Source organism: Bernardetia sp. MNP-M8, from assembly GCF_037126285.1.
In the GTDB taxonomy this organism is placed as follows: domain Bacteria; phylum Bacteroidota; class Bacteroidia; order Cytophagales; family Bernardetiaceae; genus Bernardetia.
In genome coordinates this window covers 5,211,582-5,235,163 of record NZ_CP147012.1, presented here as the reverse complement: position 1 = coordinate 5,235,163, position 23,582 = coordinate 5,211,582, and the positions used below count along the sequence as shown (strand labels likewise).

Annotated in this window: 19 protein-coding genes and 1 other RNA gene; 11 read left to right on the top strand and 9 right to left on the bottom strand. The window is 30.8% G+C overall.

The features are described 5' to 3' along the window. Positions 1-32 precede the first annotated feature (32 nt). The 4 genes from V9L04_RS21165 (at position 33) to V9L04_RS21150 (ending at position 4,781) form a co-directional block, all read left to right on the top strand. Positions 33-929 carry a hypothetical protein gene (locus V9L04_RS21165; RefSeq protein ID WP_338791923.1) on the top strand — a complete coding sequence of 299 codons (897 nt, stop codon included), beginning with the start codon at positions 33-35 and terminating at the stop codon, positions 927-929. A gap of 9 nt (positions 930-938) precedes the next feature. After that, positions 939-1,844, top strand: a complete 906-nt coding sequence (locus V9L04_RS21160; protein WP_338791922.1) for a hypothetical protein — start codon at positions 939-941, stop codon at positions 1,842-1,844. A gap of 421 nt (positions 1,845-2,265) precedes the next feature. Next, positions 2,266-3,741: a proline--tRNA ligase gene (gene proS / locus V9L04_RS21155; protein WP_338791921.1), complete on the top strand. Its 1,476-nt coding sequence runs from the start codon at positions 2,266-2,268 to the stop codon at positions 3,739-3,741. Between the two features lie 77 nt (positions 3,742-3,818). Beyond that, the gene (locus V9L04_RS21150; RefSeq protein ID WP_338791920.1) at positions 3,819-4,781 is read left to right on the top strand and encodes a hypothetical protein; all 963 of its coding nucleotides are present in this window, start codon (positions 3,819-3,821) and stop codon (positions 4,779-4,781) included. Between the two features lie 105 nt (positions 4,782-4,886). Here the strand turns inward: V9L04_RS21150 and V9L04_RS21145 are convergent, their stop codons facing one another. Next, entirely contained in the window at positions 4,887-6,155 is a 1,269-nt protein-coding gene (locus tag V9L04_RS21145; protein ID WP_338791919.1) for a S8 family serine peptidase, read from the bottom strand. Between the two features lie 623 nt (positions 6,156-6,778). Next, on the bottom strand, positions 6,779-6,997 hold the full coding sequence (locus V9L04_RS21140; RefSeq protein ID WP_338791918.1) for a PspC domain-containing protein: 219 nt from the start codon (positions 6,995-6,997) through the stop codon (positions 6,779-6,781). A 333-nt stretch (positions 6,998-7,330) separates the two neighbouring features. On the opposite strand from V9L04_RS21140, the gene hemL reads away from it, so the two are divergent. Then, complete coding sequence (hemL, locus tag V9L04_RS21135) at positions 7,331-8,632, top strand: glutamate-1-semialdehyde 2,1-aminomutase (protein WP_338794222.1); 1,302 nt, start codon at positions 7,331-7,333, stop codon at positions 8,630-8,632. A gap of 430 nt (positions 8,633-9,062) precedes the next feature. On the opposite strand, the gene V9L04_RS21130 is transcribed toward hemL, so the two are convergent. Beyond that, on the bottom strand, positions 9,063-10,253 hold the full coding sequence (locus V9L04_RS21130) for a HAMP domain-containing sensor histidine kinase (protein ID WP_338791917.1): 1,191 nt from the start codon (positions 10,251-10,253) through the stop codon (positions 9,063-9,065). A gap of 185 nt (positions 10,254-10,438) precedes the next feature. Here V9L04_RS21130 and V9L04_RS21125 point away from each other — a divergent pair, with 185 nt between their 5' ends. The 3 genes from V9L04_RS21125 to V9L04_RS21115 all read left to right on the top strand — a co-directional run bounded on the left by V9L04_RS21125 (position 10,439) and on the right by V9L04_RS21115 (position 11,954). Next, positions 10,439-10,792 (top strand): hypothetical protein, encoded by a 354-nt coding sequence (locus tag V9L04_RS21125; RefSeq protein WP_338791916.1) that lies wholly within the window; start codon positions 10,439-10,441, stop codon positions 10,790-10,792. A gap of 166 nt (positions 10,793-10,958) precedes the next feature. Beyond that, positions 10,959-11,356, top strand: a transfer-messenger RNA (tmRNA) gene (ssrA, locus tag V9L04_RS21120). Between the two features lie 397 nt (positions 11,357-11,753). After that, a complete protein-coding gene (locus V9L04_RS21115; RefSeq protein WP_338791915.1) occupies positions 11,754-11,954 on the top strand; it encodes a hypothetical protein in 201 nt (66 codons plus the stop codon). Between the two features lie 208 nt (positions 11,955-12,162). Here the strand turns inward: V9L04_RS21115 and V9L04_RS21110 are convergent, their stop codons facing one another. The 4 genes from V9L04_RS21110 to polA form a co-directional block, all read right to left on the bottom strand. Further along, entirely contained in the window at positions 12,163-12,639 is a 477-nt protein-coding gene (locus V9L04_RS21110; protein ID WP_338791914.1) for a cytochrome c, read from the bottom strand. 171 nt (positions 12,640-12,810) lie between these two features. After that, positions 12,811-14,088, bottom strand: coding sequence for a hypothetical protein (locus tag V9L04_RS21105; protein WP_338791902.1), 1,278 nt, complete (start codon positions 14,086-14,088; stop codon positions 12,811-12,813). Between the two features lie 375 nt (positions 14,089-14,463). Further along, a complete protein-coding gene (locus V9L04_RS21100) occupies positions 14,464-15,366 on the bottom strand; it encodes a hypothetical protein (protein ID WP_338791913.1) in 903 nt (300 codons plus the stop codon). 356 nt (positions 15,367-15,722) lie between these two features. Further along, the gene (gene polA / locus V9L04_RS21095; protein WP_338791912.1) at positions 15,723-18,770 is read right to left on the bottom strand and encodes a DNA polymerase I; all 3,048 of its coding nucleotides are present in this window, start codon (positions 18,768-18,770) and stop codon (positions 15,723-15,725) included. A gap of 416 nt (positions 18,771-19,186) precedes the next feature. Here polA and kdsB point away from each other — a divergent pair, with 416 nt between their 5' ends. Then, positions 19,187-19,948 (top strand): 3-deoxy-manno-octulosonate cytidylyltransferase, encoded by a 762-nt coding sequence (gene kdsB, locus V9L04_RS21090; RefSeq protein WP_338791911.1) that lies wholly within the window; start codon positions 19,187-19,189, stop codon positions 19,946-19,948. A gap of 120 nt (positions 19,949-20,068) precedes the next feature. After that, entirely contained in the window at positions 20,069-20,677 is a 609-nt protein-coding gene (locus V9L04_RS21085; protein WP_338791910.1) for a hypothetical protein, read from the top strand. 10 nt (positions 20,678-20,687) lie between these two features. Here V9L04_RS21085 and upp read toward each other — a convergent pair whose 3' ends face one another. Together upp and pnuC are read right to left on the bottom strand one after the other, a co-directional pair. Further along, on the bottom strand, positions 20,688-21,365 hold the full coding sequence (upp, locus tag V9L04_RS21080) for a uracil phosphoribosyltransferase (protein WP_338791909.1): 678 nt from the start codon (positions 21,363-21,365) through the stop codon (positions 20,688-20,690). Between the two features lie 274 nt (positions 21,366-21,639). Then, on the bottom strand, positions 21,640-22,347 hold the full coding sequence (gene pnuC, locus V9L04_RS21075; RefSeq protein WP_338791908.1) for a nicotinamide riboside transporter PnuC: 708 nt from the start codon (positions 22,345-22,347) through the stop codon (positions 21,640-21,642). 231 nt (positions 22,348-22,578) lie between these two features. On the opposite strand from pnuC, the gene V9L04_RS21070 reads away from it, so the two are divergent. Beyond that, positions 22,579-23,427 (top strand): universal stress protein, encoded by an 849-nt coding sequence (locus V9L04_RS21070; protein ID WP_338791907.1) that lies wholly within the window; start codon positions 22,579-22,581, stop codon positions 23,425-23,427. Positions 23,428-23,582 lie beyond the last annotated feature (155 nt).

Here is a 23,582-nt window from a genome sequence, read left to right as displayed (position 1 = left end):
TTCTAATTATGAAAAATCAATAAAAATATCCTATGCACATTCATAAAATAGAAAGCAATAAACACAAAGAGTTTTTATCAGAAGAAAGAAAAGACCCAATTACAGGAGATTTGATTAGAGAAAACGATGAGGTTGTTTTTTGTGTAAGTTGTAAATCTGTTTTCTTAGTTGATACATGGCTTTATTTAGAGGGTAAACATTGTGAGCAGTTTGAAACATTAGAAAAATTTCCTTCTTCATCTACTCTAATTTTAAGAGATGAGATTTTGTTTTATAATTTCTTAGAAAATTCTGATTCATTAATAAAATCAAATCCTACTCCAAAAATCCCTCTACAAGTAACTTTACAATGGAAGTATAAATCAAGAAAATTATCTTCTTTTCATTCAGAAAAGTTTAGTTTAGTCATATTAATTTTACAACTGTTTTTTTTCGGTTTGATGGTAGCTTCTGCTTTTAATGGTTATATCATTATTGCACTTATAAGTCTTTTGAGTGTTTTTTTGAGTGTTTCGATGCCTTATTTACGTGACAATTATTATGGAAAAAGATTAAAAACAGCTCATAAATTTTTCAAAAGAGAGACTTTTTTTATTACTCATCAAACAATCGGTTTTAGTGAAAAATATGGTACAGTAGAATATACTTTTCCTTACAAAAATATAGATAAAATTATTTTTAGAGAAGCTCCTCACTTCTTAGCAAAAGATTCTATCTCTATTTTTTATTCAAAAGAAAATCAAAAACGAGAAATATCTGTAGCTTTATCTTCTGTTTTTCATAACAGGTTAAATTTCCTTGATGCCTTTCAATATTTAGCTTTTCATCTTTCCAAACCAATAGAATTAAAATTATACAAACAAAAACATATAAATCAAGCAAAAGAAATGATAGAGAAACGAAAAGCAAATTTTATACTTATATCCTAAAAGCACGGTATGCACATTCATAAAATAGAAGATAAACACAAAGAGTTTTTATCTCAAAATAGAAAAGACCCAATTACAGGAGATTTGATTAGAGAAAATGATGAGGTTGTTTTTTGTGTAAGTTGTAAATCTGTTTTCTTAGTTGATACATGGCTTTATTTAGAGGGTAAACATTGTGAACAGTCTGAAACATTAGAAAAATTTCCTTCTTCATCTGTTATGAATTTGAAAGCAGAAGAGCATATTTTGTTTTATCAGGCTCTTCCACATTCTCCTGAAAGTCAGTCCAGAATTCCTAAATATGTAAAGGAAAAGCCTTGGGTTCATAAGCAAAATGAAATATCAAAGATTCAAAATTTCTTTCATCATCCTTTGGTTACTTCTCTTAAAGTAATGGCTTGGACAATCGGAATAATTTTCTTTTTTATGTATCAATCTCCTCTAGTAATTTTTGCGTTTTTATTTACTTTCGTTTTACAAATTTTTGAAATGCTGCATAATTGGTATTTTGGAAAACGTTCAAAATCTGTTTATAAATATTTTAAAAGTAATACATTTTATATTACTAATAAGTCAGTTGGCTTTTCGGAAAGCTATGGAACAAATTATTATACATTACCACTAGAAAATATAAATAGAATTGACTTAAATGAATGGGGGAATATGGAATTTATATCCTGCTCAATTTATTATAAAGTAGAAGAAAAAGAAAGAAAACTACACTTTAGTTTTCCACAAGAAATTTTTCAAAATCTGACTTCACTTGTTGATTCATTAAAATTAGCAACTGGTTCGACTCAGCTTCCTATCCATGTCAAAAGTAAATCTAGAAGTATGACATCACATATTCAAAGACTTATCGTTGAAGGAAACAGGAATTTTCATCTTGAAAAATTGGAAATTGAAAGGGTATAATTTTTATCAAAAATGAAGTTGTTTTTATCTGACCCTATTTTTACTATTATTCTCTATTTCTTTTATCGTTTTTATCGTTGTCGATATTTTACTGAAGATATATCTGAGTCTATATTAAAGATTATCACGTTTATTTTTGTATAACAGTCTTCCAGACTGTTGAATTTAATAAAATACTGTTTTTGATGTTCAAACTAGAAGTATAAACTACTTTAATACAAATTGTGATAAGGTTTATTATATTAATAATTTTAATTTTCTAGAATCACATTAATAGAGTGTCAATTTTGTCTCAAAAAAAATAATAAGATTTATATTCTTATGAATAGCTATTCAAGTATTATTTTATGCTCAAAAATTTTACCTTTGTGAATTAAACAGAAATTAAACCAATTAAGATAACTATTTATTACTTTTTCTTATGGCAAAAGGACTTCCTACACGTAAAGAAGATTATTCAGCGTGGTACAACGAACTCGTAAAACAAGCAGATTTAGCAGAACATTCAGCCGTTCGTGGTTGTATGGTTATCAAACCCTATGGTTTTGCTATTTGGGAAAAAATGCAACGTATTTTAGATGATAAATTTAAAGAAACAGGACATAGCAATGCATACTTTCCTCTTTTTGTTCCCAAAAGTTTGTTTGAAGCCGAAGAAAAAAATGCTGAAGGTTTTGCCAAAGAATGTGCTATCGTTACGCATTATCGTCTAAAAAATGACCCTGACAAAGCAGGAAAATTAATGGTAGACCCAGATGCAAAGTTAGAAGAAGAACTCATCGTTCGTCCGACAAGTGAAGCTGTTATTTGGAATACTTATAAAGGATGGATTCAGTCTTATAGAGATTTACCTCTTTTGATTAATCAATGGGCAAACGTTGTACGTTGGGAAATGCGTACTCGCTTGTTTTTGCGTACTGCCGAATTTTTGTGGCAAGAAGGACACACGGCACATGCTACCCGTCAAGAAGCTATCGAAGAAACAGAGCAAATGGTAAATGTATATGCTGACTTTGCAGAGAATTATATGGCAATGCCTGTTGTTAAAGGTTTAAAAACAGAATCAGAACGTTTTGCAGGTGCAGAAGAAACTTATTGTATTGAAGCCTTGATGCAAGATGGAAAGGCACTTCAAGCAGGAACGTCTCACTTTTTGGGACAAAATTTTGCAAAAGCATTTGATGTGAAATTTGCTGCAAAAGACAATAAATTAGATTATGTTTGGGGAACTTCTTGGGGAGTTTCTACTCGTCTTATGGGTGCGCTTATTATGGCTCACTCCGATGATGAAGGTTTGGTTCTACCTCCAAAATTAGCTCCTATTCAGGTTGTTATTGTTCCTATTTATAAAAATGAAGATGATTTAAAGGAAATAAAAAGAGCTTTAATTCCTCTTATGCACGACCTAAAAGCTGCAAATATTTCTTTAAAGTTGGATGATAGAGATTCTTTCCGTCCAGGATTTAAGTTTGCAGAATGGGAATTGAAAGGTGTGCCTGTTCGTTTGGCGATTGGAATGCGTGATGTAGAAAATGGTACAATAGAAGTTGCTCGTAGAGATACAAAAGAAAAAATGTCTTGGGAGCTAGAGAATGTAGGCGAAAAAATAGAACAACTTTTGAAAGACATTCAGCAAAATATTCATGACAAAGCTTTAATGTTCAGAACTTCAAATACAACCTATGTAAATACTTGGGAAGAATTTGAAAAAGCTCTTGATGCTGGTGGTTTTGTTTCTGCACACTGGGACGGAACTGCTGAAACAGAAGAACAAATTAAAGACAAAACAAAGGCAACCATTCGTTGCATTCCTTTAAACAATCCACAAGAAGATGGAACATGTATTTTGACTGGAAAACCTTCAAAAGAACGTGTTTTGTTTGCTAGAGCGTATTAATAATTTGATTTTTATTCAAACTTTAGTCTAAATCCTAAGAGTCTTTAAGATTCTTAGGGTTTTCTATTTCAACAACTATGAAAAAATATCTTTTCCTTTTCTATTTTATTCTGTTGCCATTTTTTGCATTTTCACAAGCTCATGTAATGCGAAACTTTCAGGCTTTACCCTTTCTAGATACAACAGCAACTCATTCTACTGAAAAAACATATTTTGCAGTTACTAATTTTGCAGGACATAATTCTCGGGGTTTTAGTTCTACTGAAAACTCTCAAGGTTGGAATGCTCAGGTTTGTGGACTGTTGGATATTGTGCGTTGGAAATCTAAAAAGAATGATGTTGGTTTGCATTCAATTGTTTTTTTATCCTCCATTGAAGTAAATGCAAATATTTACAATAATATTGCTTTTAACCCTCGTGGAATTATTTTACAAGAAAGTTTTGCTTATTTCAATAAAAAGAAAAATTTTACTTGGAATATTGGCTTTACTCACAAATCAAGACACGAAATAGATAGTGACTCGCCTCCCAATGATACTACTTCAAGAATTGGTTATCAACCTACCTCAAGGGTAGCTATTTTGAATGGCTTACACGTAGAAGCTACAAGCGATAAAATAAACCTTTCTCCTAAAATCACAACAAATATTTGGGGACGAGCAGAATATTACACTGTTTCAGAAGATTCTCGGTTTCCTCGTTTTACAGAACAACAAAGTTGGGATTATATGAGTGGAATGGTTCTATTGGGTGGCAGAATTGATATTAAGCTCAGTAAAAAAGAAAAAAATGCTTGGGGTTTTTATAATCGTTCTTGGGTCAATACAGCCATTTTCTCTAACAAAGTAAAAGAAAAAGGAGGAGAAAACTTCAAATTTAATTATAGAATAGAATCAGGATTTGATTTTAGAGGACTTAAAGGAAAGGCTGAGTTTTTTGTAGCAAGAGAATATTTCTTTGATGACTTATCTAGTCCAAGACCTATTTCCTCATCAGTTTGGCTAGTTGGTATTCGTGGAAGAGGTTTTTTATTTTTATAGAAAAAATTAGTAGTACAAAAAAAACCTATTTCAATTAAGAAATAGGTTTTTTAATCTTCTATCTATTCAATCAAGATATTTTACTTGACTTCTTTTGCTTTTTAATTACTTTTTAGCAATTGGATCAGCATTTCCGTCTGGGTCATTCTGAACATTTCCTTGTGTATTAACTGTACCACCATTGATAAGTAAGATACCAGCTACGTGAGGAGTTGCCATTGAAGTACCACTGATTGAACGGTATCCTCCACCAGTCCAAGTAGAGTTGATACTTACACCTGGAGCACAAACATCAATTGGAGGATTAGCATAGTTAGAGAAACTAGCATAACGACTATTAATGTCCATTGCAGAAACAGTTAAGATACGATTACCATTAACACGAGCAGGAGAAACGTTATTAGCATTTTGAGCTTCGTTACCTGCTGCTAAAGCAAAATAAACACCTGCATTAGCTGCACTTGATATAGCGTTATCTAATGTAGTAGAACGACCACCACCAAGACTCATATTTGCAACATCATCAGCATAAGCATTTGCTTTTACATAATTTACTGCTGAAATAACTGCTGAGTTAGATCCACTATTTCCAGCAAATACACGACAAGAAACAAGTGTTGCACCTGCTGCTACACCAACAACTCCGATAGAATTATTTTTAGCTGCAATTGTACCACCTACGTGTGTTCCGTGTCCATTTCCATCTTGAGTACCAGAGTATCCACTTACAAAAGAACGACTGAACTGTGTATCAACTGTCAAATCAGGGTGAGAACCATCAATTCCAGAATCGATAACCCACGCCCAACGAGCACCACCTGCATAGTTTCCGTATCCTACACGAGAGATTCCCCAAGGAGTAGATTGTGCTTCTGTTCTTGAAACTGTATTTGTTCCACTTTTGCCATCATCTGCAAATCCGTCTGAAATACGCATTACTTGATCTTGCTCTACATATTCTACACGAGAATCATTTCCAATAGCTTTAATTTGATCATCTGTAAATGTACCTGCGAAGCCTAAAAGAGCGTCACCATATACAAACTCAATAGCTTCTGGCTCTACACCAAATTGAGCTACCATTTCGTTTACAGATGCTGTAAGAGCTTCTTGTTTTGCTTCAAAGTTTTTGAGATTTGTTTCTCTACTTGATACTGGAGCAACAGCTACTTTTCCTAACTTTTGTCCGAAAGTACCGTCTTTAAGAACTACAATAAACTGATGTTTAATAAACTCTTCTGAGCTTACTTTATCTGTTGTTTGTTCTAATTCTACAATCGCTTGTTTTTCGGCTGTTTCACATCCAAAAAACGTTAATGAACCTGCAAGGCCTAAGCCGAGGATAAATTTGCTTGACAAATTAAATTTTGACATAATAATATTAGTTGTAAAGGGGATTAGACTTGTGTTATGTTTTGCGTCTAAAACATTTGCAAGTAGATAATTCTGTTGGACAATTCCAAATATTACATAATGTTTTTCTAACTATTGCATTATTCTAACAATAAAAAATACAATTAGAAGTTATGTCTTTATAATATAAAATTTTGAATTATTGTGCATTTATAGTTTTTTATTCTGAATTGATTTGTGATTGCAGAATTTTAAATAAAAAAAATGAAAAATATCGGAATTTCAAGATTTGATAAATAATCCTAAAAAAAAATAAAAAAAATTTTCTAATAGATTTGAGATTAGAAAAATGAAACACTTTTTTTGTTAATCTAGTTAACTACTTTTGTTTTTGATCAAAAAAATAGTGCTTAAAAAAGATTTAAACACTGTTTTTTGTTTTTAATCAAAAAAAATAAAATATTTTTTCATGCAATATGCTCTTTTTAACCCTTTAAAAAATCCTATTTTCAGTAAAAAATGTTAATACTGTCCAACTTGTTAAAACAACTTGCATTTTTGTGCTTTTCATAATTAACATCAAAAACACTGGATTCACAACATTTTTGATTTAAAATTAAAGGCAAAAAAATAATTGTTATATTTTATAATCCTCTAATAATTTGTCTGTATCTTCTTAAATGGGCTTTCATTTTCATCCAAAAAGCAAGCACTAAATAAAGAAAAATGGGAGAGCCAAAAGTAATAAATGAAACATATATAAAAGAGAGACGAATACTTTCAGAAGAAATTCCTAAACGTTCACCTATTTTGGCACAAACGCCAAAAGCATTTTTTTCAAAGAAATAAAGTATTTTTTTCATTATTATATTAAGTTTTAAGTAAAGTTATTCTAGATTTATATTCTGACTCAGAACAATTTATAGAGATTATCAAAATCATAAGTGTAATTTAACAAAAATTGTTTTATTATTCTTACTACCTAAAGTTTGTTATGAAGTTGTTTAAGAATCTATCAATGGGTTCAAATTCTATTTGATTAAAAGAGAGCATTTTAATTGTAAACTCAGTATTGAAAGATTCTTTTTTGCTGTTGTCAGTGTCTCACCAACGATACATAATTAACATGAAAACAATTAAATTCCTATTTTTGTAATTATCAAAAATTACCTTAATTCATTCAATACTAAAAAATGATGCATCCAGTAACACTAACAAATAGTCAATCTCTTTTTTCAGAGGCTCAACATCATATACCAGGAGGTGTAAATTCTCCTGTTCGTGCCTTTCAAGCTGTTGGGGGAACTCCTGTTTTTATGAAATCGGCAAAAGGAGCTTATCTTTTTGATGAAGATAGCAATAAATATATTGATTTAATTGGCTCTTGGGGACCAATGATTTTAGGACATGGACATGAAGAAGTTACACAAGCAATTATTGAGGCTGTTCATGGCTCATCTTCTTTTGGTGCACCAACACGCAGAGAAGTAACAATTGCAGAACTAATTTGTCAGATGGTTCCATCGATAGAAAAAGTAAGAATGGTAAACTCTGGAACAGAAGCCACTATGTCTGCTGTTCGTGTGGCTCGTGGTTATACAGGGAGAGAAAAATTCATAAAAACAATTGGTTGTTATCACGGTCATGGCGATTCATTTTTGATTGCAGCAGGAAGTGGAGCAGCAACAATGGGAACGCCAAACAGCCCTGGGGTAACAAAGGGAACTGCAAAAGATACATTATTAGCTCCTCACAATGACTTAGATGCTATTCAATATTTAGTAGATGCAAATCCAAATGAAATTGCAGCTATTATTATTGAACCTGTAGCTGGAAATATGGGTTGTGTGTTGCCAAAAGAAGGTTACTTGCAAGGGCTACGAAAAATCTGTGATAAAAATGGAATTGTACTCATTTTTGACGAAGTAATGACAGGTTTTAGGCTTGCAAAAGGTGGAGCGCAAGAAGTATATGGAGTTACACCTGATATGACTACTTTAGGAAAAATTATTGGTGGTGGAATGCCTGTGGGAGCATATGGAGGAAAAAAAGAAATTATGGATTGTGTTTCACCTCTTGGTAAAGTCTATCAAGCAGGAACGCTTTCTGGAAATCCTGTGGCAATGGCAGCAGGTTTGGCACTTCTAAATATCTTAAACAATAATCCTCAAATTTATCAGAATTTGGAGCAAAAGACAGCAAAAATAGCTCAGGCAATGCGTAAATCTATCAAAGAGCAAGGTTTGAATTATACAGTAAATCAAATTGGCTCAATGACAAATATTTTCTTTACAGATAAAAAAGTAGAGAATTTTGAAGATGCGCTTACTTGTGATACTGCTCTTTTTGGAAAATACTTTCATGCTATGCTCAATCGTGGGGTTTATATTGCGCCTGCTCAGTTTGAGAGTTGGTTTTTATCAAATGCTCTTTCTGATGAAGATGTAAATAGAATTATTGAAGCAAATGAAGATGCTTTGAGAGAGATTCACGCCTAAATTGAAATAGCTTAAAATCAGACTTTATTTTTTACCGAACAAATTTAGCTTTTAACCGACCTCTTATTTGTTTATATCGAAGAAACAAATCTTGTATCAATTCTTACCGTATATTAGCGTAACGATTAAGACAAAGAAACCAAATTTGATTTGAAAGATTTGACTTAATTATAAAAACTTTGAGGAAATTCTAAGAAAGACATTGAAACTAAATTGATAAGAAAAGACTTTTAAGATGTAAATCACAAAAGCACCTTTTCAGAAATCAGTTTTTTAGTTCAAAATTTCTTAAAAAGATGCTTAGTTTTTAGGATAGGATTGATTGAAATAAGTCAGCAAATTTATTGCTGACTTATTTTTTTTGTCTATTTTTGACAAACGTCTGTAATTTACCATTTTATTAGCAAATTGCAAATTTTTGAAGGTATATTTAATCACTTGTTCTTAAAATAATCCTGAAAGTTGTTCCTTTCCCCACTTCTGACTTTAAGACGCTTATTTTTCCGTTATGATATTGTTCTACAATTCTTCGTGCTAATGTAAGTCCTAAACCCCAACCTCTTTTTTTGGTAGTAAATCCAGGTCTAAAAACTGTTTTGATTTGACTTTGTGGAATTCCTTTTCCTGTATCTGTTATATCTAAAATAAGTTGCTTTTGGCTTCTGTTTGAAGAGAAAAATAAAGTGATGCTTCCTTTTCCTCCTTTTTCAGTCATAGCATCCACAGCATTTTTACAAATATTTTCAATGACCCATTCAAAAAGAGGTTTATTGATTTGAGCGTATAGTTTTGCATCTTTGTTGGCTCTGATTGTTAGCTTTACTTTGTTAGATATTCTTTTTTTGAGATATTCAGTCACTCCTTCAACTACTTCTAATACATTTTCAGAGCTTAAATCTGGTATAGAACCAATACTTGAAAAACGCCCTGTTATCATAGTAAGTCTTGCAATATCTTTTTCTATTTCCTGTAAAATATCTTCTTCTACACTTTGGTCTGCTCTAAAATATTCTACCCACGCCATGAGTGCAGAAAGTGGAGTGCCAAGCTGGTGTGCAGTTTCTTTGGCAAGACCTACCCAAACCCGATTTTGCTCAGCTCGTCTAGAAGAGCTAAATAAAAAATAGGCAAAAATCAAAAAAGCTGTAATAAGGGAAAGTTGAGCGTATGGAAAATATTTGAGCTGAGTCAGAAGGGTTGAATTTTCATAGAAGATATAATATTTCCACTCTTCCGAAACTTTTACTTCGATAGGGGGATGAGATTCTTTCATGGAAGTCAAATGTAGTCTTAAAATTTTATTTTTTTCTTCTTCTGTAGCATTTTTCTTAAAATCAATATTTCTTGATTCACTTGGATTGCCTTCCCCATCTGCAATAATCATAGGAATAGATTGATTGCCTTGTAAAATACTGGTTACTAGAAAGTTAAGCATTAGACTGTCTTCCACTTGCACTACTAGCTCCTGTGCTTTTGCTACCAAATCAATCTGTTCTTGTTCACGCTGAGCCAAACTATCTACAAGTTCATTAGTATAATAAAGAGAAGCCAAACCAATAAGAGAGGCAAAAAGAATAACAATCCATTTGAGTTTGGAAGGAGATTGATTGAGAGAAAGCATAGTTTATGACTAATTTTTGAGTAATTTTGCAGTCAAATTTATAAAAAATACACCATAAAGATTGGTTATTTATTTTATGATAACATATAAAACGAACTTATTTAGCAAAAATAGAGTTTAAGCAAGACCTAATTGCTTGGAATTAATTTGTCATTATTGAATCCACTTTTTACCCCAAAAATACGATGAAAAAAAATAAGCAAAAAAAACTAGAGAAAAAACGTGAAAAATTGGCTAAAAAAATAGACAAAAAGTTAGATTATGAATTTGATTTTTTGGGAATGCGAGTAAATGATTTGATGAGAAATGCTACTCACGAAACCATTTCACATCCAAAAATTCAGAATAAAATGTCATTTTTACATCTTTGTGCCATGTTTTTCAATGAAGATAAATTAAAAGACTTTTTAGATATGCCAGAATGGGATGAAAAAGTAAAAGAAAGAAAACAACTTCTTACAGTCATTGGAAAAGTTAGAAATGAACTCAAAGATATTGAAGATAAGCTCTATAAAAGCATGATAGATAAGAATGACTAAATAATTGTAAAGTTATAAATCGTTGTTGGTGTTTTTATATAACTACACCAACAACATCAAACTTTTTTTATTTTGAACTTTTCTTTGTTCTTCTCAGTTGTAGTTGTATATTTGCATCCCAATTCATTTTCAAAAGTGACGATGAATTAGTTAAAACAAACTATATGGGGCTGACTGGTTTCGACAGGACGAGTCTTTGCGTGTATAAGCATGTAGGCTAATGAGAAAACTAGCCTTATATCGATTTCTCAAAACAACAATCGGCGAATCTAATTACGCCATGGCTGCCTAACTCTAGGAGTTAAGTAACCATTGTCTTTGCTTAGTGTCTTTACTCTTCCGACACTAACATCCGTTTACCACGTAAACACATAGACATCAACCCCCGTAAGAGTTAAGCAATGATGAGTGCAACGGCATCTGCGACGAAAACTTAGTTGATAAGGAAAAACCTTGGACGTTATCGCCTAGTTCTTTCCCGACAATTAATAGGATAACTAAACATGTAGAAACCACGACGAACGCCGTATCTGGACGTGGGTTCGACTCCCACCAGCTCCACAAGACTAAAGGCATATACAACAGTATATGCCTTTTTTTGGCTTTAAATGAGGTTTTTGGTATAATGTGACTTACTAAAAAGGAAATGAGTACATTTTTTTATAGTTTATTGAGGTTATTGAATGGATGATAAATTTGAAATTCAATTGTTATTCTTACACACTTGAAATATAAAACTTTGGTTAAAAAGGTTAGCTACTACCTTAGTACCTAATCTTTTGAAAAAAAACTTCTATTTAATATAGCTTCCACTAAGTGTTTTTACTGTTTTTTTAAAAAGAGCATTTTTACGGATGTTATTGGGTGAACAAGTCCTTAACTTTGAATTATCAACCTTTTGATAGGCGTATTCTGAAAAGCCTTAATAGAGTAGGAATTAATTTTCTAAATATACTGAACTATGATATTAAAACCAGGAGAATCTTACGAAGTTTCTACAGCTACCATTACTGTAACTAATTTATCTAACACAAAAAATGGATCGTTTAGTGTTACAGGTGCTTCTTATATATTAGAACCTGATGAAACTAAAAGAATTGACCTAATGGAAGAACCTGACAGAGTCATTAATAGTGGCTCGACAAATCTTAATGTTGATTAAACGGGATATTCTACTATTTACGTAAAGAGCATCAATATTTACTCACATAAAGTATTTGATTTTAGAGTACTGGACATGAATCTGTCAGTACACTTTTAAAGTGTCAGACAATTCGTATATTTAACTGTCTTGACACCTTTGAGGAGTCCGACCGAGCAGATGGAAAAAAATATCCAATGTCCAATACTCTAATTTGATTTAAGTATATCTATAATTTGATATATACTTTTTCTCCAGACTGATATTTTATATAGAACAAAATTGCTTTAACTTGCTCATCATCCAAAAAATCATAATTTGGCATTACTTGTCCATACTCTTTGTATACGTGTGGAGTGTGTGAATTTTTCTTAATCATGTCTTTAGAATTTTTAATGAACTGTATTAATTGTTTCTTACTTTCCCAACGATTTTCTACTCCAACAAGTGCAGACCCTATAACCTTTTCATTGACAGAGTGACATCGAAGACAGTTTTCTTCAAAAAGTTCTTGACCTATTTTTACTAATTTTTCTTGTTTAAGATTTAAAGAATCTAGTTTCCCGTATATTCCTTCCTCCATGTTAGTAAAGTACTCCATCTTGAATATACTTTCTTCAATAGTATCTATCAAAGAAGAGATAAAAACTACTCCTGTTGTAATTACAAGAATATAAATTGTTATGTTTTTACTAAATGTGTTCATTTTTATCAAAAATAAGTGTTAGGATGTGCATTTATTTGATTTAACATAGAAATTTGTGTTATAAATTACAAATTTATAACTTAACTATAGTATAAATAAAATTATTGCAATTGATTAAAAAATATTGTTTTTTAAATTGTAGAGTTTGATTTTAGTTTACTATTTTGATTATCAAGTTTTTATATTGATTTGCTTTTGCAAAAGGTCTAGTATTTCTTTGTTAGAGCAGAGTATCCTTTGTAAAGAAATAAATCCTTTTTGTTTAAATTGTTTACATTTTCTTCTAATAAATCGGACTATTTTTTGAACTTCAATCGCCAAAAATGCAAATTTTAAAAGTTTATTTTCAAATTCTTCTTTATTTTTTGTTCTAGGTTCACTAATTTTTAATACATGTTTGAGTGTTTTGAAAAACTGTTCTATATAGGTTCTATTGAACCAATGTCTTCGTAATGTTTTTGCAAAAACGGTCAAATTTGGGGTATATATAACACTTACTTTTTTTGAGCCATTTAACCTAAAAAATAATAAAACAACTTCTCTTTTTTGGCATTGATAGAACGCTTTTAGACGTAAAGTAAAAGGTGTTTTTTCTTCTTCCTTGAGATGTCTTTGCGCTTCTTGATGTTTTTTTTCTTTTTCTAAAAAAACACGATCTATATATTCTTTTGAGTTTGTTTTTTTATTATTTACTATAATAATATGATTTTTTTTAGGTACACTAATATAAATCAAACTTGTTGATTGGTTGGTACATTCTTCACTCAATGAAACATCACTATAGCCACTATCACAACTAAAATGAATAGAAGGTAATACACTATTTTCTTTAGCTAATTTTTCTTGTAACTTTCCCCAACGATTCACTAATTTTTTAGCTATTTGAATAGGTTCTTTTTTATCAGCTTTTCCTTTTTTTCTAACAAAATCAAAAAATAAAGGATAAAAAACATCTTCAATATATAATCCGAAACAAACCACTTTAAAGCCTAGAGTAGTAGCACGATACTGTCCACTAAAGAAACTTCCAAAATAATCATTTTCTCTACCTAACTCAGAGAGCCATTGACGAAAAATACTGTCATCTAAAACTGCCGTAACTCTTTTTTTTGACCAAATACTACTATCTTTTGAAGCCATTTCTTTCAATAAATGAACCACTTGAGTTTTAAATACATATTCATAAAGTACACGTATTTTGTTGATTGTCAGTTTTTTATACAACTTTTTGTAATTGATGGATACTTGACTACTTGTGATACCAAATTTGACTAAAATACTTTTCAAGGTAGGCAAACCTAGTAACTGACCTAGAAAAAATACAGTTTGCATTTTTTCAAAAAGTAATGTATCAGATTCATCTACATTAGAAATATCTAATTCTGAAAAAGAGTTCTGAAAAAGAGTAGAAGTAGCTGAAAATTCCTGTTCAAAATATTTTTTTGTCAAAGAAACTATTTTTGTGGCTATTTTTTTTTATCATTGTAGTGTATTTTACAAAATCTAATTATTTATTTTGTGGTAAAAACAAATATAGGACTTTTGCAAAATATAATTGCCGTACAGAGTTGATATTCAGCAAAATACGGCAATTTTAAACTCTACAATTTAATAAAAAGCCATATTGATAAAGACTTTTGGATTGAAACCCAAAAAACCTATTCTCTATAAAAAGAGAATAGGTTTTTTTATTTGATTTCAAGTAACTTATCCTAGTTATCTGAGCACTGATAAGTTTAATTTTGGATTTGCTGATTTATCAATTCTAAATCTCAATAAGTTTGAGTATACATGTTTTGTGTTTACAACAAGACAGAATAACCTCTATCTTTCACAAATGATAAGTTCAATTCCTCCCATTTTTGCAGCCGTTTCTGAAAAAGAACTCGCATGAGAACCATATATTTTTGAAGTTTTAGCTAGACAAGCTACATCGATATAAGCATCTTGAACGCCTTTTTCTGAATCTCTGTCAAATGCTTTATTTTGATTTATTATTATTCTTTTTGAGAATAGTTTGATTAGTTCTTTTTCAGTTTCTTTGTCGTCAGTTGCCAAGAAAAAATCAGTTTTATCATTTAAAGCTATTTCTTCATTCATTTTTTCTATAAAAAGTGACAACGGACTGTTTTCTATTGCTCCTGCATGGTCAGTTCTACGAATATGCAAACCAATTGAAGAAGTTGAATAATCTTTTGTAATCTGATTAATTTTATCTTTAACAGAAGTATGAACTACAAAATCAGAAAAAGGTAAATCAGGTTCTTTATTTTTATCATTGAAATCAATTTTAAAATCAAAACAAGAAGCGATATATAAAGAGTTATGTTCTTTTAATGTATTAAAATCAAACTTATTTTTTACTAAGTCAAACATTTCATCTTGATAGATAATTTTATCGAAGCTTTTTTCTTTTCCCAAAAGCTGACGAAGTTTATGTGATTTTTGATAGTTTTTTTCTGTAGGTGCAATTACATTCCACACTTTTGCCATTTTAACAGGATTAAATACACTTTTTCCAGTAAAAGGCAAGGTTTCGATAACTTTTATTTTATCATTTGATTGAAACAGGCTTTTATATCTTGTCCCTAACTCGTGATTATTTTCCCAAACAACTGTAATATAATCTGTTTTATCTGTTGTTTTTAATAAATCTAGAACTGATTCTATGGCACGAAGGCGATTACAAAGTCCTCCTGTGGGTTGTACAACTATTTTTTTTAGCATTTCTATTTTTTTCGCACCTAAAAAGGCAATACGTTTTTACACGCTAAAGCGCATACACTATTTTACACAAAACTACTAAAGAGTTTTGAATTTTGGCAAAAACAAGTCTTGAGATTGCTAAAACAAAATACCTATTTTTAAGTAACTAATCAAAATTATTTATATGCAAATGGAATCTGTCTGACACCTCAAAGATGTCTTGACAGTTTAAACTTCCACTTTCTAACTCTTTTCTTAGATATATTTTGTTCAGTTACTTATACTAGTTTTTTTATAAAACTGACAACCAAAATCAATGAAGAATTGAAGGAACTCTTCATTGACTATCAACAAAAATAAAAGTAAAGATTCTTACTTTAATGCGCTTCCAGCCAATTCTGACCAATTCCAGCTTCTACATCCAAAGGAACATCAATTTGATAGGTTTTGCTCATTATTTCCATAATTTTTGGCTTGACAGTTTCTAATTCTGACTTTGGAACATCAAAAACAAGTTCGTCATGCACTTGCAAAATCATCTTTGTTTGAAGGTTATTTTCTTCCAAATATTCCTGTACTTTTACCATAGCTAATTTGATAATATCGGCTGCTGTTCCTTGTATTGGCATATTTACAGCATTTCGTTCTGCAAAACCTCGCTGTGTCATATTTCTTGAATTTATATCACGAAGTGGACGTTTTCTACCTAAAAGTGTCTGTACAGATTCATTATCTCTAGCTTCATTGATAATTTTATCCATATAGTTTTTGATAGAAGAAAATTCTGCAAAATAAGAATCAATTAGTTTCTTTGCTTCTGTGGTTTTGATATTCAAACGCTGACCTAATCCCATTGCTGAAACTCCATAAATAATTCCAAAATTGGCAGTTTTGGCAGAACGACGCATTTCGGAAGTTACTTCATCTATTCCCACTTTAAAAATTTTGGCTGCTGTGGCTGTATGAATATCTCTTTGATTTCTAAAAGCCTCAATCATTGTTGGGTCTTCTGCAAAAGAAGCCATTAATCTAAGTTCGATTTGAGAATAATCAATAGCTAAAAGAACATGGTTTTCATCAGAAGCAACAAATGCTTTCCTTACTTCTCGTCCTCTTTCTGTACGAATAGGAATATTTTGAAGGTTTGGATTTGTCGAACTAAGTCTTCCTGTAACTGTAACAGCTTGATTAAATGAAGTATGAACTTTATTATCTTTTGGAGAAAGCAGCAAAGGCAAAGCATCAACGTAAGTAGATTTGAGTTTTTGAAGTTGGCGATAATCTACAATTTTGGCAGCAATAGGATACTTTTCGGCAAGTTTTACCAAAATACTTTCGTCTGTTTTGTACTGTTTGCTTTTTGCTGTTAGTTTTGGTTTTGGAGTAAGATTTAATTTTTCTTCATCAAATAAAATTTCTCCTAACTGTTTTGGAGATGCAATATTAAACTCTTCCCCTGCTATTGCATAGATTTCTTTTTCTAAAACCTCAACTTCTTTTCCTAGCTCTGTTGAAAACTCACTTAATGCTTCTGTATCAATGTTCATTCCGTTCATTTCAATTTTTGCCAAAACAGAAATTAATGGAGTTTCTATATCGTAAAAAACAGATTTTAGACCTTTATTTTCTTCTTTTTCTAGTTCGAAATGTAGTTTTTCTTTAAGTCTGAGTGTAATATCTGCATCCTCGGCTGCATAATTCAGAATTTCTTTTGGCTCAAATTCTGCCATTGTTTTGGCTTTTTTGCCAGTTCCTACAATTTCATCATAAGAAATAGTTTTGTAATTAAGGATAGTTTGCGCCAAATAATCCATATTATGACGAAGTTCAGGCTCTAATAAATAATGCGCCAACATGGTGTCAAAAAATTGCCCTTTTAGCTTAATTCCATATTTATAAAAAATCTGATAATCATACTTTATATTTTGTCCTATTTTTATGATTTTAGGATTTTCTAAAATGCTTCTAAATTCATTCAAAATTTCTTTTCGTTCTTCATCACTTCCCAAAACAGGAATATAAAAGGCTTCAAATGCTTTATAAGCCACTGAAAAACCAACAATATTTGCTTCAATGACATCCAAATTATCAGTTTCTGTATCGACAGAAATTTCATCTTGAAGTAAAAGAAATTCGATTAAATGTTCTCGTTTTTCTTTAGTATCAATTAAGTGATAATCGTGTTTGACTGTAAAGAGTGTATCTAATTTTATAGAAGTAGCTTCTTGAATTTCTAATTCTTGAGCAATTTGAGACGGTTTTGCAGTTGTATTTTCTGCTTTATCTAATTCTTTTTCTGTAAAAATAAAAGGCAATTGTTCTAAAGCAGCTTTTGCTTCTTCTGGAGTTAGATTTGATTTTTTTGCAACTTTTTGAACTGGTTGCTCATTATTTTTTGGACTTCCAAACAAATCCATTTGGTCAGTTGCTGCTTTTTTGTTTTCGCTTATTGTCTTGCTGAGTGAAGATGAACCTACTTTTGCACCTGTTTTTGGAGAAAATGATTTTGCAGATTCTTCATTCAGAATTTTTCGTTTCAATGTTCTGAATTCTAATTCATCAAAAAGAGCTGATAAAAGTCCTTTGTTTTTTTCTGTAATATCTTTTACGTCGTCATATTCCAATGCCTTTGCATCAAACTCTATCGGAACATCAATTTTTATTGTCGCTAATTCTTTTGATAAAATACCTTGCTGAGCAAAATTAATAACATTTTCTTTTTGTTTTCCTTTTAGCTTATCTACATTTTCGATAATTCCTTCTACACTATTGTATAATTTCAAAAGTTTGATAGCCGTTTTTTCTCCAATCCCTGGAATCCCTGGAATATTATCAGAAGCATCTCCTTGTAATCCCAAAATATCTGTCAGTTGCATTGGGTTTTCTAATTCCCAACGGTCACAAACTTCTTTTATTCCCCAAATTTCGGCAGGATTACGACCAGCATAAGCTACTTTATAGAAGAATATTTTTTCCTCAACAAGCTGTGCATAATCTTTATCAATCGTAACCATATATACTTCAAAGCCTTCTCTAGCTGCTTTTTTTGCAAGCGTTCCGACAATATCATCAGCTTCAAACCCATCCATTTTTAAAATAGGAATATTCAAACCTTCCAACAAACGATTAATAAAAGGCTTAGAAAGTGTAATGGCTTCTGGTTGTTTTTCTCGGTGTGCTTTGTAGGCTTCAAACTGTTCGTGGCGAAAAGTAGGCTTCGAAGTATCGAAAGCAATGCCAATATGAGTAGGTTTTTCATTTTGAAGAATATCCCAAATAGAATTTGTAAATCCTAAAATTGCGCCTGTATCAATTCCTGTAGAAGTCATTCTAGGATTTTTACTAAAGGCAAAATGCGCTCTATAAATGAGAGCCATTGCATCTAAGAGAAATAATTTTTTGGGAGCGTCGGGAGTCGAAAGCATTGCAGTTATCAGTTATCAGTGACCAGTTACCAGCAAATTACTAGTAAGAAGTTAAATATGTTTGTAGGGAATTTTTAAGTCAGCGAAGCTAAAATGGCTTGCCTTTTCCTAGTGTAGTCTTTTAATTATTTGCAAAAATAGCTTTAAAATTTTAGTTTTCTTATTAGAGATTTAAATTATTATTGAGAGAATAGCTAAATAAACCTTATTAAATTCAACAGTCTGGAAGACTGTTATACAAAAATAATCTTGATAACCTTTAATAATTGGAATCTGTTTATCAATAATTGAATATTTAAAAAAAACTAAAGCTAATCACTTGTAGACAATCATCTATTTTAAAAAGTAGGCAACAGTTTGAAACAAAATTAATAATTTTACAATAATTTTATAAACTTCAAAAATAAATTATTGCTATGAAAATTATTGCTATTATTCCTGCTCGTTATGCTTCTAGTCGTTTTCCTGCTAAAGTTTTGGCTGATATCAATGGAAAAACAATGATTGAACGTGTTTTTAATCAAGCTAAAAAGGCTACAAAACTCAATGATGTTTTTATTGCTACTGATAATCAACTTGTTTTTGATAAAGTGAAAGAGTTTACTCAAAATGTTTTGATGACAGATTCAAGTCATATTTCAGGAACAGACAGAATTGCAGAAGCTGCACTTCTTTTAGAAAAAAACAAAGTAGAGTTTGATTTTATCATTAATATTCAAGGTGATGAGCCTTTCATTCAACCAAAACAAATAGATAGTTTAGCTGAAATTTTGATAGAAAATAATGCTGTACAATTGGCAACTTTAGTAAGTCAAATAAAAGACTCTGAAACGCTTTTTGATACAAATGTAGTGAAGGCAATTTTTGATGTAAATCATAAAGCTATCTATTTTAGTAGAAATCCTATTCCTTTTGTAAGAAATGAAGACAAAAAACAAAAAGATGCTTGGCTTTCAGCACACACATTTTATCGTCATATAGGAATGTATGCTTATCAAAAAGAAGTTTTACAACAAATTACAAAGCTACAACCCTCAAAGTTAGAACTAGCAGAGTCTTTAGAACAATTGAGATGGATAGAAAATAATTTTTCTATTCAAGTAGCTATTACGCCTTTTGAAAGTATAGGAATTGATACACCAGAAGATTTAAAAAAAGCAATTTCTAGTAAAAACTAAAACGGAATCACAGTCAGAATGAAAATAATATTTTCGAACTAATGTAGAAATAGGCAACGTTTTGTAAGTTTTTAACGTATTAATTTTAAAACAAACCTATTCTACTCTTATAATTTTATTATGTCTAATCTACTGACTGTCAGACTTTTTTTTGTGCTGTTTGCCTACGCAACAGTTACTTCTGTGCAGGCTCGTGTTTTACAGATGAATTTTGATGAAAATAATCAAAACTCTACTGAGTTTACTTCTACCAACAAACAAAGTACACAAGAAAATACACCTCCTCCTGTTTCTATTGATACTGTTGCACTTATAGATGAGCTAATTTCTCCAAGTTGGGTCTTTCATCAACGTACTGCTGACGAATGGCTGACTTACTATCCAGATGCCAAAATTGAGCGCACACCTATTGAAAACGTTCATAATACTTCAAAAACAGATACAGTAATTGAAGTTAAGACAGAAAAAACACATTTACGTTTTTATCGTGCAGACCAAAAAGACCTTTTGCTAGAGGCAAAAGTAAGTTTTGAACCTTTGTCCATCGGAAAAGGTCTTTCTATGGGAATGAACAAAGGCGATTTTATGCGTTGTTTTTCAGAAACAGAAGAAGGAATGAAACAAGATGTTGTTGTTGTGGTGATGGATGAAGACGAAACAAATTATTATTTTTTCACTTTTGAGCAAAATGTTTTGGTTGCTGTTCGTTATGAAGGAATAATAGATTAAGTAAAAATAGTTATACCTTCTCTCCAAAAGATAAATCTCCTGCATCTCCCAAACCTGGTATGATGTAGGATTTTTTGTCTAGTTTTTCATCAATATCTCCTATCCATAAGTTAGCTTTTGGTAATTCTGTTTTTACATTTTTTATACCTTCTTCGCTTGCAATAACAGAAGCAATATGCAATTGCTTTGGCATTCCTTTTTGCTTAGAAAGCTCTTGATAGGTTTTGATTAGAGATTTTCCTGTGGCAAGCATTGGATCAATCAGAATAACTGTTTTGTTTTCCAAATTAGGACAAGCTGTATAGAGCAAGTCTATATCAAAATCGTATTGATTGAGTTTGTTTTGCAAATCTTGTTTATACTCTCCTCTATAAGCTCCTACAAAACCACTATCAGATTGCTCAAAAAATTCTGCAAAACCTTCATAAAGAGGCAAACCAGCACGTAAAATTGGAATCAAGACAGGAAACTCTGTTAGTTTTTTAGTTTGTTTTTCGCCTAATCCTGTTTTTAAATTTATCTCTTGATAAGAAAGTTTTTTTGAAATTTCGTAAGCAAGTAAATAACCTATTTTTTTTAGGTTTTGACGAAAGTTTCCTTTGTGAGCTTGCAGGTTTGTATCTCTCAAATTACTCATAAAATAATGAGCAATGGAAGAATTGTTTGTAAGACTAAAAACTGTATTCATTGTTTTGGGATAGATTTAAGATGAATGTTAATCTAATTTCAAAATTACTTAAAAACTAAATTACTATATTTATTTCATTTTGTAATAAAAAAGTAAATTTGATACTAGATAATCAAAACCAAATTCTTAAAATAAGAATCATTTTTATAGTTATAGATTTTTCTTTTAAAGAAGACTAAAAAAAAATATTTACATTTTTAACCCTGTTTATTAATGCGTGAATTTTTCAAAGTGTAAATTTATTCATTTTATATTCCTAAGAATACTTTGCAAATTATTTAGTCATTTGTTTTTTCCATTCAAAATATCCTAAAGTAGCCAAAATTAAAAATACAGCATATAATCCTGTTGTAAAATAAAGTCCTTTGTAATAATAAATCCCTACACAAAAGGCATCAATAACAAACCAAAAAATCCAGTTTTCTATCCAACGTTTGGCAAGATGAAATTGTGCTACTACACTAAAAGAAGTAGTAAAAGCATCTAGGTAAGGCACAGAAGCATTGGGTAAAGTTGAAAACCAAGCTCCAAAACCAAAAACTCCTGCAATACCAACTATCATACTAATTATCCAAAATTTGATAGGCATATAAGTAATGGGAAGCTCTCTACTTTCTTCTTTTCTTTGTGTATCATAGAAGTTTTTAGCATTTAGTTCTTCTGTTACAACATCTTTATCTAAAATTGAAGATTCTGAGGATAAATTAGTAGACTTTTTTACTTTCTCTTTTCCACCAAAAAGCCAATGATACCAACCCCAAATGCTAACTACAAAATAAAAGGCACTTAAAATAGAATCTCCATACAAACCAGCCTCAAGAAAAATATAGATATACGGAACAACACTCAGAATACCAAAAAACCAACCCCAATGATTATTTCTAGTATTGAGCCAAACACAGACAAGCCCTGTAAGAGAAGCAAAAAGCTCTAGTTTGTGAGAAAAAAAATAGGTCAGAAAAGATTCTAGGAGTTGTTCCAAAGCAAATTTTGTTTTTTGATATAATATAAATTTCAAAAATGAAGAGCAAAGATAAACCTTGAAAATGGAGAAAAAAATCTTCTTATAGAAAATGCTTCTGAATATAAATTTTTACAGTTAAAAAAGTGATATTATTAGTAACTTTGTGTTATATTTTTTATAACCTTATCAGCAAAAGTGTAGATTTTTGATAAGTTCTATCATCTACCTTTCAAACTCTAATTTTATTTCATGCAAACTATATTTGTTCCCTTAGACTTTTCAGAAAACTCATTACAGGCTCTTCGTCATGCTATCGAACTAGCCAAAACATCAGAATCACAAATTATTGTTTTTCACTCTTATCAACCTCCTCAAATGGGTGGTGGAAGTTTTACAGGTAGAAAAAAATTGGTTACTCTTGGAAAACAAGAAGCTGAAGATAATATGTATAAAGTAGTGATGCGCATAAAAGAAAATGAACCTAATTTAGATTTCGAACATTTGGTGGTTGATGGTGACCCTATGCAGCGTATTCTTTTCTATTCAGAAAAATATGAATCTGATTTGATTGTTATGGGAACAAAAGGTGCTAGTGGATTAAATGAAGTGTTTTTGGGTAGTGTTGCTGGTAAAATTATTAATGATGCGTCTTGTCCTGTAGTTATTGTTCCAGAAGAAAGTCAAAAAGGAACATACGAAAGAATAGTTTATGCCACTTCTCTTATTGCAGATGATAGAGGAGTTTTAAATTATTTGAAAGGATTAGCTACAGATTTCAAAGCAAAACTACAATGTATCCATATAGAAAAAGATGGTGAAACAAACTCAAAGTTCGAAAGTTTTGCACAAGAATATAAAAATGAAAGTACAGAAAATCAGCAAGTAGAATTTAAAGTTGTTTCTAAAAGCGATAAAGATAGAGTAGAAAATACGTTATTAGACTATATAGAAGAAAATCCTCTTACTCTATTGGTAATGCTTCGTCGTGAGCGTGATTTTGTACAGCGTATTTTTGGTCATAGTGTTACCAAAAAAATGGCACACCATGCAGAAAGTCCTCTTTTAATTATGAAAGCTGCTGATAAAATGGAATTTTAAGATTTAATATTTCTTACTTAAAAAAAAGAAACTTGAACAATCAGGTTTCTTTTTTTATAAAAAGATAGATGTTTAGTTTTAGTGCTTAATTTGTGTATTTTTTTGTTAAAATTATTAAACAATATGATGATGGATAGCTTATTCTTATGTATTTT

Bases quoted from the DNA above. Each gene is read 5' to 3' on its own strand.
- V9L04_RS21165 (WP_338791923.1), top strand. From the start codon at position 33: ATGCACATTCATAAAATAGAAAGCAATAAACACAAAGAGTTTTTATCA.
- V9L04_RS21160 (WP_338791922.1), top strand. From the start codon at position 939: ATGCACATTCATAAAATAGAAGATAAACACAAAGAGTTTTTATCTCAA.
- proS (WP_338791921.1), top strand. From the start codon at position 2,266: ATGGCAAAAGGACTTCCTACACGTAAAGAAGATTATTCAGCGTGGTAC.
- V9L04_RS21150 (WP_338791920.1), top strand. From the start codon at position 3,819: ATGAAAAAATATCTTTTCCTTTTCTATTTTATTCTGTTGCCATTTTTT.
- V9L04_RS21145 (WP_338791919.1), bottom strand. From the start codon at position 6,155: ATGTCAAAATTTAATTTGTCAAGCAAATTTATCCTCGGCTTAGGCCTT.
- V9L04_RS21140 (WP_338791918.1), bottom strand. From the start codon at position 6,997: ATGAAAAAAATACTTTATTTCTTTGAAAAAAATGCTTTTGGCGTTTGT.
- hemL (WP_338794222.1), top strand. From the start codon at position 7,331: ATGCATCCAGTAACACTAACAAATAGTCAATCTCTTTTTTCAGAGGCT.
- V9L04_RS21130 (WP_338791917.1), bottom strand. From the start codon at position 10,253: ATGCTTTCTCTCAATCAATCTCCTTCCAAACTCAAATGGATTGTTATT.
- V9L04_RS21125 (WP_338791916.1), top strand. From the start codon at position 10,439: ATGAAAAAAAATAAGCAAAAAAAACTAGAGAAAAAACGTGAAAAATTG.
- V9L04_RS21115 (WP_338791915.1), top strand. From the start codon at position 11,754: ATGATATTAAAACCAGGAGAATCTTACGAAGTTTCTACAGCTACCATT.
- V9L04_RS21110 (WP_338791914.1), bottom strand. From the start codon at position 12,639: ATGAACACATTTAGTAAAAACATAACAATTTATATTCTTGTAATTACA.
- V9L04_RS21100 (WP_338791913.1), bottom strand. From the start codon at position 15,366: ATGCTAAAAAAAATAGTTGTACAACCCACAGGAGGACTTTGTAATCGC.
- polA (WP_338791912.1), bottom strand. From the start codon at position 18,770: ATGCTTTCGACTCCCGACGCTCCCAAAAAATTATTTCTCTTAGATGCA.
- kdsB (WP_338791911.1), top strand. From the start codon at position 19,187: ATGAAAATTATTGCTATTATTCCTGCTCGTTATGCTTCTAGTCGTTTT.
- V9L04_RS21085 (WP_338791910.1), top strand. From the start codon at position 20,069: ATGTCTAATCTACTGACTGTCAGACTTTTTTTTGTGCTGTTTGCCTAC.
- upp (WP_338791909.1), bottom strand. From the start codon at position 21,365: ATGAATACAGTTTTTAGTCTTACAAACAATTCTTCCATTGCTCATTAT.
- V9L04_RS21070 (WP_338791907.1), top strand. From the start codon at position 22,579: ATGCAAACTATATTTGTTCCCTTAGACTTTTCAGAAAACTCATTACAG.